The sequence below is a fragment of the Pseudomonas sp. FG43 genome (assembly GCF_057809175.1).
On record NZ_JBMDJL010000001.1, the window covers coordinates 259,284 to 272,913 of the forward strand.

Sequence of the window (13,630 nt, forward strand, 5' to 3'; positions counted from 1 at the left end):
TTTGGTTAGTGCTTACAACTCAAATCGCGCAAATCTTTCATACGCGAAAATCTACTTGGGCGCATATAACTTCAGTACGGTTTAAAAAGAGGTGCCCCGTCAATAACCGGAACACCTCTTCCCCAGACTTACTGCCAGTTAGCAGCCAGCACTGCCTCCAGTTGCGTTTGTTGTGCAGCCGTCAGGTTTCTCTCTGCTCCTGCATCCACCCCGAATGACGCCATGCTGTCGACCAGGTTTTGTACCTGGCTGTCGAGCAGGGTTTTGCCATCGGCCGTTTTGAACTGATCCACCTGGTAGTCGTTGGCTGCATACCAATTGCTTACCAACACCTTGTCGTTGGTGTCGATGACGCTGACTTCCAGATCGTTGCCACTGCGACGGAACCACAGGTCTTCCAGGCTTACATCGGCGCCGAACTGCAGTACATCCGTGCTGCTGCCGGTGTCGTAGTTGCTGATGGTGTCTCTACCCGAACCGATGCCGAACTCGTAGGTGTCACTGCCATCACCACCACTGAGGTAGTCATTGCCAGCGCCGCCATTGAGCACGTCATTGCCCGTCCCACCATAGAGCGTGTCGTTGCCGGCATCGCCGAAGAGGTTATCGTTGCCTGCGTCGCCATATAGCGTATCGGTGCCAGTGCCGCCGAACAGGTTGTCATTCCCGGCATCACCAAAGAGACTGTCATCGCCGTCGCCAGCGCTGATGACATCGTCACTGGTGTAGCCACGCAGGGTCTGGTCGGATGCACTGCCGAGCAATACTTGCGACTTGATGAGCGACTGGTTCCAGATCGTGCCATCGGCAAATTGCAGTTGGTCGATCTGATAGCCACCCGCTGCGTCCTCAGAGAAGTGGCTCATCACTCGCAGGCTGTCGGTCGTACCATTCACGCGAATGATCAGATCATTGCTCTCACGAACGATGCTGACATCGGTCGCGTTGAGATCAGCAAGCTTCACGGTATCGAGCTTGCCGATACGGCCTTCGTGGGCGTAGTAGATGGTGTCCTGGCCTGCGCCTTTACCGAACAGGTAAGTATCGTCGCCGTTACCGCCGTTCAGTTGATCGTTGCCTGCACCGCCGTCCAGAACATCATTGCCGTCTCCGCCGTAGAGCGTGTCATTTCCGACACCACCCTGCAGCAAGTCATCGCCAGCATCGCCGTTAAGCGTGTCAGCACCAGCACTGCCGGACAAGGTGTCGTTGCCACCGCCGCCGTTGACCGTATCGTCGCCAGCACCTGCGTCGATCACGTCATTGCTGGACGTTCCCGAGAGGGTTTCATCGATGCCCGAGCCTTGCAGTACCTGGAACTTGATCTGGTTCTGATCCCAGAAACTGCCATCGGCAAACTGGATACGGTCGATTTGATAACCGCCAGCGGCGTCGCCCTGGAAGTGGTAGACCACTCGCAGACTGTCGGTGCTGCCCAGCACCCGGATGATCAGGTCGTTACCATCACGGCGCACGCTGACATCAGAGGCATTGAGGTCGGTGAGCTTGATGGTGTCGAGCTTGCCCTCACGATTTTCATAGGCGTAGTAAATGGTGTCTTGACCCGCACCCTTGCCGAACAGATACGTATCGTTGCCCTCGCCACCGTCGAGTTGATCGTTGCCCAAGCCGCCATCAAGGATGTCATCGCCGGTGCCGCCATTGAGCGTGTCGTTGCCCGAACCGCCCTGCAGCAGGTCATTGCCTTCGTTGCCGTTCAGGGTATCGGCACCCGCATTGCCGGCCAGAGTCTCGTTACCGGCTGCGCCATTGATGATGTCATCACCCGCTCCCGCATCGATGACATCGTCACCACTGGTACCCGACAGGGTTTCTTCAGCTTCGCTGCCCTGCAGGACCTGGTTCTTGATAGCTGCCTGATCCCAGAAGCTTCCATCGGCGAACTGGATACGGTCGATTTGATAACCACCCGTGGCGTCACTCTGGAAGTGATAAACCACACGCAGGCTATCAGTGCTGCCCAGCACACGAATGAGCAGGTCGCTACCATCACGACGCACGCTGACATCTGCGGCATTCAGGTCAACCAACTTGACGGTATCGAGCTTGCCCGCACGGTTTTCATAGGCGTAGTAAATGGTGTCCTGACCGGATCCCTTGGCAAACAGATAGGTATCGTCGCCATCTCCGCCATCGAGACGATCGTTACCCGCACCGCCATCAAGGATATCGTTACCAAGACCGCCATTAAGGGTGTCGTTACCCAGACCGCCCAGCAACAGATCATCTCCGGCTTCACCATTGAGAGTATCTGCGCCCTTGCTGCCTGACAGCGTATCGTTGCCGCTGCCACCATTGACGGTGTCGTCACCGGCGCCTGCATCAATGCTGTCATTAGTGGCGGTACCCGCCAGCGTCTCATCGGCATCGGTACCTTGCAGAACGGCGGACTTGATCGCGGCCTGATTCCAGGTGCTACCGTCAGCGAACTGGATCTGGTCGATCTGGTAACCATAGGTTGCGTCATTGGTGAAGTGGCTCACCACGCGCAGGCTGTCGGTGGTGCCCAGCACGCGAATGAGCAAGTCGTTACCCTCGCGACGCACGCTCACATCCACCGCATTCAAGTCGATCAGCTTCACTGTATCGAGCTTGTCTGAGCGCCCCTCATAGGCGTAGTAGATACTGTCCTGACCCGAGCCTTTGCCGAACAGGTAAATGTCGTCGCCATTTCCGCCGTCCAGCATGTCATTGCCAGCACCACCATCGAGTTGGTCGTTGCCATTGCCGCCGTTGAGAGTGTCCTTACCGTCGCCCCCGTTCAGCACATCATTGCCATCCTCGCCATTCAAGGTGTCGGCACCGCTACCGCCCGAAAGGGTGTCGTTGCCGCTGCCACCGTTGATGACATCGTCACCCGCAGCGGCATTGATGGTGTCATCACTGCTCGTACCGGCCAGAGTTTCATCCGCCTCAGTGCCTTGCAGCACTTGCGCCTTGATCGCGGTTTGATCCCAGAAGCTGCCATCAGCAAACGCAATCCGGTCGATCTGATAACCCGCAGTGGCATCGCTCATGAAGTGATAGACAACGCGCAAGGTGTCGGTCGTGCCGTTGATACGGATCACCAGGTCATAACCATCACGCGCCACGCTGACATCGGCGGCATTGAGATCAACCAGTTTCACCTGATCGACCTTGCCTGCGCGGCTTTCATTGGCGTAGTAGATGGTGTCCTGGCCCGAGCCTTTACCGAACAGATAGGTATCGTCACCGGCACCGCCATCCAGACGGTCATTGCCAGCACCGCCATCGAGGATGTCATTGCCGCTGCCACCGTAGAGGATGTCGTTGCCCGATCCGCCTTGCAGCAGGTCGTTACCCTCGTCGCCGTTCAGGGTATCGGCACCATCGCCTCCCAACAGGCTGTCGTTGCCTGCTGCGCCACTGAGGGTGTCGTCGCCTGCGCCGCCATCGATCAGATCATCGCTGGCAAAACCGGCCAGTGTCTGATCAGCAGGGCTGCTGGTCAGCACTTGTACTTTTATTGCGCTCTGATCCCAGAAGCTGCCGTCGGCAAACTCGATACGATCGATCTGATAACCAGCCGTGGCGTCGCTCATGAAGTGATAGACAACGCGCAAGCTGTCGGTCGTGTTGTTGATACGAACAACCAGGTCATAACCATCGCGTGCGACGCTGACATCTGCTGCATTCAGGTCAACCAGTTTGATGGTATCGACCTTGCCGACACGACTTTCGTTGGCGTAGTAGATGGTGTCCTGGCCCGAGCCCTTGCCGAACAGGTAGGTATCGTCACCGGCACCACCATCCAGGCGATCATTACCCGCACCGCCATCGAGTACATCGTTGCCAGCACCGCCGTTGAGGGTGTCATTGCCCGACCCGCCTTGCAGCAGATCATTACCCTCTTCACCGTTCAGGGTATCGGCACCCGAACCACCGGCCAGGCTGTCGTTGCCAGCACCACCGCTGATGGTGTCGTCGCCGGCACCCGCTTCGATCAGATCATCGGTGGCGTAACCCGCCAGAGACTGGTCGGCATCACTGCCTTGCAGTACCTGAGTCTTGATCGCGTCCTGATCCCAGGCGCTGCCATCGGCGAACTGGATGCGGTCGATCTGATAACCGGAGGTCGCATCACCCATGAAGTGATAAACGACGCGCAGGGTATCGGTCGTGCCGTTGATACGAATCACCAGGTCATAACCGTCACGCGCCACGCTGACATCGGCAGCATTCAGATCAACCAGTTTGACCTGATCAAGCTTGCCTGCACGACTTTCATTGGCGTAGTAGATGGTGTCCTGACCCGAGCCCTTACCGAACAGGTAGGTATCGTCACCGACACCACCGTCAAGACGGTCATTACCCGCTCCACCATCGAGGATGTCATTGCCTGACCCGCCATTAAGGACGTCATTGCCCGCCCCGCCTTGCAGCAAGTCATTGCCCTCGTCGCCGTTCAGGGTATCGGCACCGGAACCACCGGACAGGTTGTCGTTGCCAGCAGCACCACTGAGGGAGTCGTCACCGGCACCGCCCTCGATCAGATCATCGCTGGCGTAACCCCACAGAGACTGATCGGCATCACGCCCTTCCAGAACCTGGGTCTTGATGGCCTGCAGATCCCAGACGCTACCATCGGCAAACTGAATCTGGTTGATCTGATAGCCATAGGTCGCATCGTTGATGAAGTGATTGCTGACTCGAATGCTGTCCGTGGTACCGATCACCCTGATCACAAGGTCACTGCTTTCACGGGAGACGATCACATCGCTGCTGTTCAGCCCGACCAGTTGGACGGTATCGACCTTGTTCTGCGTTGAATCATAAGCCGAGACAATATCCTGGCCTGAGCCCTTGCCGAACAAGTAGGTATCATTACCGGCACCGCCATCCAGACGGTCATTGCCCGCACCACCATCAAGTACATCGTTACCGGCGCCACCGTTGAGGGTGTCATTACCGGCACCGCCTTGCAGCAGATCGTTACCCTCTTCACCATTCAGGGTATCGGCACCGGCACCACCTTCGATCAGATCATCGCTGGCATAGCCCCACAGAGACTGATCGGCATCACGCCCCTTCAGCACCTGGGTCTTGATGGCCTGCTGATCCCAGACAGTGCCATCTGCGAACTGGATCTGGCTGATCTGATAACCATAGGTCGCATCGCTCACGAAGTGGCTGCTGACTCGAATGCTGTCCGTGGTACCGATCACCCTGATCACCAGGTCATTGCTTTCCCGGGAAACAATCACATCGCTGCTGTTCAGCCCGACCAGCCTGACGGTATCGACCTTGTTCTGCGTTGAATCATAAGCCGAGACAATGTCCTGGCCCGAGCCCTTGCCGAACAGGTAGGTGTCATCACCGGCACCGCCATCCAGACGGTCATTGCCCGCACCGCCATCAAGCACATCGTTGCCGACACCACCGTTGAGGGTGTCATTACCGGCACCACCTTGCAGCAGATCATTACCCTCTTCACCGTTCAGGGTATCGGCACCGGAACCACCGACCAGACTGTCGTTGCCAGCACCACCGCTGAGGGTATCGTCACCAGCACCACCATCGATCTGGTCATCACTGGCGTAGCCCCACAGAGACTGGTCGACATCACTGCCCTGTAGGACCTGGGTCTTGATGGCCTGCTGATCCCAGATGCTGCCATCTGCAAACTGGATCTGGCTGATCTGATAACCATAAGTCGCATCGCTGACAAAGTGGCTGCTGACTCGGAGGATGTCCGTGGTACCGATTACCTTGATCACCAGGTCATTACTTTCGCGAGTCACAGTGACATCGCTGCTGTTGAGCCCGACCAGCCTGACGGTATCGACCTTGTTCTGCGCTGGATCATAAGCCGAGACAGTATCCTGGCCTGAACCTGCGCCAAACAGATAGGTGTCATTGCCAGAACCACCGTCCAGACGGTCATTACCGGCACCACCGTCTAGCACATCGTCGCCACCATAACCGTAGAGCGTATCGTTACCGGCACCACCGGTGAGGGTTTCGCTTCCTTCCGTGCCGGAGACAGTCAATGCACTGACCACTGCAGGTGTGAACAGATTGGCGCTGATGTCTTCCTTGTTCCAGATCACCCCATCGGCAAATTGCACCTGATCAATGTTATAGCCGTAGAGAACGCTGGTGCTGAAGTGCGAGCTGACCCGCAAGGTTTCACCGCTGTCCTTGATCTGGATAATCAGATCATCGGACTCACGGCGCAGTACCACATCGTCGGCATTCAGGCCTTCCAGGCGAATCACGTCCAGTTTGTTGGCCGTGGTGTCGTTGTAGGCGTAGTTGTTGATGGTGTCCTGGCCCGAGCCCTTGCGGAATACGTAGGTATCGGAGCCGTAGTCACCACTCAACGAGTCATTGCCACTGCCTCCATCCAGAGTGTCGTTGCCATCTCCACCATTGAGGGTGTCACGGCCATCGCCACCGTTGAGGATGTCATCACCGGCACGGCCATTCAGGGTGTCGTTGCCCGACAGGCCAAACAGACTGTCTGCCGACTCGTACCCTGTCAGGGTCTCATCGACTTCCGTACCGGTCAGCAGCGCTGTACGAATCTGCTCATTGCTCAGCACCGTACCATCGGCAAACTGCACCTGATCAATGTTATAGCCGTAGAGAGCGCTGGTGCTGAAATGCGAGCTGACCCGCAGGGTTTCACCGCTGTCCTTGATCTGGATGATCAGGTCATCGGACTCACGGCGCAGCACCACATCGGCAGCGTTCAGGCCCTCCAGACGGATCACGTCCAGTTTGTTGGCGGTGGTGTCGTTGTAGGCGTAGTTGCTGATGGTGTCCTGGCCCGAGCCCTTGCGGAATACGTAGGTGTCGGAGCCGTAGTCACCACTCAACAAGTCATTGCCACTGCCTCCATCCAGAGTGTCGTTGCCATCTCCACCATTGAGGGTGTCATTGCCATCGCCGCCGTCGAGGATATCGTCACCGGCACGACCATTCAGGGTGTCGTTGCCCGACAGGCCGAACAGATTGTCTGCCGACTCGTAACCTGTAACGGTCTCATCAACTTCGGTACCGGTCAGCAGAGCCGTACGAATCTGTTCGTTGCTCAGCGTCGTGCCATCGGCAAACTGAATCTGGTCAATGTTATAGCCGTAGAGAACGCTGGTGCTGAAGTGCGAGCTGACCCGCAGGGTTTCACCGCCGTCCTTGATCTGGATGATCAGGTCATCGGACTCACGGCGCATCACCACATCGGCAGCATTCAGGCCTTCCAGACGAATCACGTCCAGTTTGTTGGCCGTGGTGTCGTTGTAGGCGTAGTTGCTGATGGTGTCCTGGCCCGAGCCCTTGCGGAACACGTAAGTGTCGGAGCCATAGCCACCGTCCAGCGAGTCGTTACCGATACCGCCGTCCAAGGTGTCGTTGCCATAACCGCCAGTCAGCGTGTCATTGCCTGCACCACCCAGCAACGTGTCGTTACCGTCTTCACCGTTAAGGGTGTCGCGGCCGTCACCACCGTCGAGAATGTCATCACCGGCACGACCATTCAGGGTGTCGTTACCCGACAAGCCGAACAGACTGTCGGCAGACTCGTAACCTGTAAGGGTTTCATCGACTTCCGTACCGGTCAGCAACGCCGTACGGATCTGCTCATTCGTCAGTACCGTGCCATCGGCAAACTGCACCTGATCGATGCCATAGCCATAGATCGCACTGCTGTAGAAGTGCGAGCTGACCCGCAAGGTTTCACCGCTGTCCTTGATCTGGATGATCAGGTCATCGGACTCACGACGCATCACTACATCACCAGCGTTCAGACCTTCCAGACGGATCACGTCCTGCTTGTTGGCCGTGGTGTCGTTGTAGGAATAGTTATTGATGGTGTCCTGGCCCGCCCCCTTGCGGAACACATAAGTGTCGGAGCCATAGCCGCCATCCAGTGAGTCATTACCACTGCCGCCGTCCAGGGTGTCGTTGCCATAACCACCGTTCAGCGTGTCATTGCCTGCGCCACCCAGCAGCGTGTCGTTGCCATCCTCACCGTTGAGGGTGTCACGGCCATCGCCACCGTCGAGGATATCGCCACCGGCACGACCATTCAGGGTGTCGTTGCCCGACAGGCCGAAGAGGCTGTCGGCAGACTCGTAACCTGTAAGGGTCTCATCGACTTCCGAACCGGCCAGCAACGCCGTACGAATCTGCTCATTGCTCAGCACCGTACCATCGGCAAACTGCACCTGGTCAATGTTATAGCCATAGAGAACGCTGGTGCTGAAATGCGAGCTGACCCGCAGGGTTTCACCGCTGTCCTTGATCTGAATGATCAGGTCATCGGACTCACGGCGCATCACCACATCGGCAGCGTTCAGGCCCTCCAGACGGATCACGTCCAGTTTGTTGACCGTGGTGTCGTTGTAGGCATAGTTGCTGATGGTGTCCTGGCCCGAGCCCTTGCGGAACACATAGGTGTCGGAGCCATAGCCGCCATCCAGCGAGTCATTACCAGCGCCGCCGTCCAGGGTGTCATTGCCATAGCCACCGGTGAGGGTGTCATTGCCTGCCTCGCCCAGCAGCGTATCGTTGCCATCTTCACCGTAGAGCGTGTCCTTGCCGTCACCACCTTCCAGGGTGTCGTTACCGGCACGGCCGTAGAGAATGTCGTTGCCCTGGGCGCCGGACAAACGGTCATCGCTCGCGTAACCGGTAATGCTGTCGTCGGTTTCTGTGCCAATCAGCAAGGCTGCTGTGATCTGAGCCTGATCCCAGACGACACCGTCAGCGAACTGCAACTGGTTGATCGCATAGCCATAGCTTGGATCGCTGTAGAAATGCGAGCTGACCCGCAGGGTTTCGCCCGTCTGACGAATCTGGATCACCAGGTCATCAGACTCGCGGCGGATGCTGACATCTTCCGTGGTCAGCCCCTCCAGACGCACAATATCCAGCTTGTCCGGCGTGGTGTCGTTGTAGGCATAATTGTTGATAGTGTCGCGGCCATACCCCTTGCCGAATACATAGGTGTCAGAGCCTTTACCGCCGTCCAGGGTGTCGTTACCGGCACCACCGTCAAGCAGGTCGTTACCCGTTCCACCGCTCAGAGCATCGTTACCTGCGCCACCCAGCAGCGTATCGTTACCTTCCTCGCCGGAGAGTGTGTCCTTACCGTCCCCACCGTCGAGCAGGTCATCGCCAGCACGGCCGCTCAGGGTGTCATTGCCCGACAGGCCGATGAGTTCATCGTCGCTGGCATAGCCAGTAACGCTGTCATCACCCTCAGTACCAATCAGCAAGGCTGCCGTGATCTTTGCCTCATCCCAGACAGTGCCATCGGCAAACTGCAACTGGTTGATCGCATAGCCATAGCTTTGATCGCTGTAGAAATGCGAGCTGACCCGCAGGGTTTCGCCGGTCTGGCGAATCTGGATCAGAAGGTCGTCGGATTCGCGGCGGATACTGACATCACTGGTATTCAGACCCTCCAGGCGAACGACATCCAGCTTGTTGGGCGTACTGTCGTTATAGGAGTAGTTGCTGATGGTGTCCTGCCCGGAGCCCTTGCGATAAACATAGATATCAGAGCCCTTGCCACCCTCCAGGGAATCATTACCGGCACCGCCATCGAGCGTATCGTTGCCTGCGCCACCGGACAGGGTATCGTTGCCAAGACCACCCAGAAGAGTGTCATTGCCCTCTTCGCCGTAGAGGGTATCGCGACCATCACCACCACTGAGCAAGTCGTCGCCAGCACGACCATTAAGTGTGTCATCACCTTCCAGGCCAATCAGCTCATCAGCTGTCGCATAGCCGGTAATGCTATCGCTGCCCTCTGTGCCAATCAAAAGCGCTGAAGTGATTTTGGCCTGGTCCCAGACCGTGCCATCGGCAAACTGCAACTGATCGATCGCATAGCCATAGCTTTGATCGCTGTAGAAATGCGAACTGACCCGCAGAGTTTCGCCCGTTTGACGGATCTGAATAATCAGATCGTCGGACTCGCGGCGGATACTCACGTCATCGGCGTTCAAGCCTTCCAGACGGACAACATCGAGCTTGTTCAGCGTAGTGTCGTTGTAGGCATAGTTGCTGATGGTGTCCTGGCCCGAACCTTTGCGGAACACGTAAGTATCGGAGCCAAAGCCGCCGTCCAGCGAGTCATTGCCGCTGCCGCCGTCCAGAATATCGTTGCCAGAACCGCCAGAGAGCGTGTCATTGCCAGCGCCACCCAGAAGGGTGTCATCACCCGCCTCGCCGTTCAGGGTATCTCGACCGTCACCGCCATCGAGTACATCATTGCCATTACGCCCGTTGAGGGTGTCATTGCCAGCCAACCCGGACAGCGTATCGGCAGTGTCATAACCCGTGATGGTGTCGTTGCCTTCAGTGCCATTGAGAAGGCTGGCGGTAATTTGCGCTCGATCCCAGACGGTGCCGTCGGCAAATTGCAGTTGATCGATGGCATAACTCCAGTTGCTGGAATCAGCACTGAAATGCGAACGGATACGCAGGGTTTCGCCAGTCTCACGAATCTGCACAATCAGATCATCGGACTCGCGACGCAGACTGACATCTTCGCCATTCAAACCATCGAGACGCACTACATCGAGTTTGTTGACAGTCGTATCGTTGTAAGTCGAGTTATCGATTGCATCGGAGCCAGACCCTTTGGCGAAGATATAGGTGTCCGATCCCTTACCGCCTTCAAGCGTGTCATTACCCGCACCGCCATCCAGAACATCGTTACCGTTTCCGCCACTCAGACTGTCGTTGTCGGCACCGCCGAGCAGCGTGTCATCACCGTCGTCGCCATATAACGTATCGCGCCCGGCACCTCCCAGCAGAGTGTCGTTGCCAAGGGCACCATAGAGCGTGTCATTGCCTGCCAGACCTTGGAGGGTATCGTCGGTGTCGTAACCGGTAAGCGTGTCGTTGAACTCGCCCCCCGTCAGCAGAGATGCCTTGATTTGCTCCACGCCCCAGACCGTACCGTCAGCGAACTGCAGTTGATCGATGGCGTAGTTGTAGTAAGTACTGGCGGGAGAGAAGTGCGAGGAAACCCGCAGGGTATCGCCGGTTTCCTTGATCTGGATGACCAGGTCACTGGACTCGCGACGCAGACTGATGTCGCTCAGGTTGAGCCCTTCCAGACGGATCACATCCTGCTTGCCCACCGCAGTTTCGTTGTAGACGCCGTTGGAAATGCTGTCCTGGCCAGAGCCCTTGCGGAAGACATAGGTATCGGAACCATAGCCGCCATCCAACGAGTCGTTACCGCTGCCGCCATCAAGTACGTCATTGCCATAGCCGCCACTGAGCGAGTCATTACCTGCACCACCCAGCAAGGTGTCGTTACCTTCGTCACCATTCAAGGTGTCCGCACCGTTGCCGCCGTCAAGCACGTCATCGCCTGCACGGCCACTGAGCGTGTCATTTCCATCCAGCCCGGAAAGGCTGTCTGCTGTGGCATAACCTGTAAGGGTGTCAGCCACCTCCGAAGCCTGGATAACGGCAGACTTTATCTGCGCGCCATCCCACACGGAACCATCGGCAAACTTCAGTTGGTCGATGGCATAGGCCGTGGTGCCGTCCTGGCTGAAATGCGAACGTACGGTCAGGGTATCGCCTGTCGCCTTGATCTGAATGACAAGGTCGTCGCTCGAACGCGAGAACCGCAGATCGGCTGGATTGAGGCCATCGAGCTGGATGGCATCAACCTTGTCTGAGGCTGTTTCGGAGTAGGTACCATTATTGATAACGTCCTGACCATAGCCCTTGGCAAACCGATAAGTGTCGGAGCCACGACCACCATCAAGGGTATCGTTGCCGGTGCCGCCATCCAGGATGTCGTTACCGTCTTCGCCATACAGGTAATCCGAGCCGGCACCACCGTTCAGGGTGTCCTGACCAATGCCGCCGTATAAGGTGTCGTTACCACCATCACCATTCAGCACATCGTCACCGGCAAGGCCGCTGAGGGTGTCGCCTCCCAGGCCGCCACTGACACGATCATCAGATGCGTAGCCCGTAAGAACATCGCTGCCATCGGTGCTGAGGACAGCCATGACCTTGACTTGCTCGATACTCCATTGAGTCCCGTCAGCAAATCGGATCTGCTCCAGAGCGTAAGGAGTATCTCCGTCATTATGGAAGTAACTGGAAACAGTGATCTTGTCAGAGGCGTTTTTCAACGACAAGACAAGATCAGAACCTGAACGGGTGATAACGATGTCAGTCGGCAAGATATCTGCCGCGAACTCGATAACATCGAGCTTGCCAACACTGGAGTCGTAGTTATTGATCGAATCCTGACCCCAGCCACGGCTGAAACGGTAAGTGTCGGAACCCTCTCCGCCATAGAGATAATCGTTGCCGATACCGCCATCCAGGATATCGTTGCCCGAGTCGCCATACAGAGTGTCATTGCCCGCATCGCCCAGCAGCGTGTCGTTGCCCTCACCGGCAGTCAAATAATCCGAGCCATCGCCACCTGACAGTTGATCTGCACCAGTGCCGCCGTACAGATAGTCGTTGCCAGCTTCGCCGAGCAAGGTGTCATTACCCGCCAGACCTTGAAGCGTGTCATCACCCAGGCCGCCACGAAGGGTATCGTCTGAGGAATAACCCCATATAGAGTCATTACCATCAGTAGCGACGACAACCATCGCCTTGATTTCATCTACAGACCACTGAGTACCATTAGCAAAACGTATGCTTTCCAGTGCATAAGGACCAGCAGCGTCACGGTTGAAATAGCTACTGACAGTGATACGATCAGTGCTGCCACGTCGACTCAACAGCAGATCATCATAATAACGGCTTACAATAATATCGGAAGGCGCAATTTCTTCGGAAAACTCTATGGCGTCCTGTTTGTTAGTCGTCAGGTCATAGTTATTGACAGTGTCTTGTCCCCAGCCGGAACGAAAGAAATAGGTATCCGAGCCATCGCCACCGTAGAGGTAATCATTACCGGCATCACCTAGCAGAAGATCATCACCAACGTCGCCATAAATATTATCACTGCCCTCCCCACCACTTAGTACATCGGCACCCACTCCGCCACCAAGATAATCATTATCATCACCTCCAATAAGGAAGTCATTGCCACCGCCGCCCGCTAAATAATCATTACCTTTTGCACCGACCAGAAAATCGTCTTGCTCCGTACCATTGTAACTATCTCCGGCAACCGTACCCAACAGCACGGCATTTTTTCCACCGTATACATCTTTCAACTGTGCCAGGCCAACATCATCAAGCTCATTTAGCCAAGTTGATATCGACTCGTTCCACATACCTTTCTTCAACGAAGCGCCCAACTCTGCTCCGTCTACAATGGCCTTGACCGGATCAAGTGCATGAACGCGCGCTAGCTCCTGAGTGATGGCATTGTAATCAATGACGAAACCATCCCCACTCCATGAAATGCCCAGCAGCGAGGTATAATTCTGCAAACGCGTCTGCAACAACAGGCCTCTATAAACCGACTCGACCAAAGCATCATAAGCTTTGTTGATCTGGTCAATCTGAAAGCTTTGCAAGCTCAGATTTTCTTCAGTTATATATATTGTTCCCATCAGCAAAGCGCCAACCGTGCGATGCCCCCCGGCACTGTTCCCGGAACTGGCTGACAAGAATACTTTCTTGTTATCACCCTCAC

At 56.4% G+C, this 13,630-nt stretch carries 1 pseudogene; it reads right to left on the reverse strand.

Going from position 1 to position 13,630, the window contains the following annotated elements:
* Positions 1 to 128 precede the first annotated feature (128 nt).
* Positions 129 to 13,175, reverse strand: a pseudogene (locus ACODS3_RS01210) (calcium-binding protein); the annotation flags it as partial.
* Positions 13,176 to 13,630: the final 455 nt, after the last annotated feature.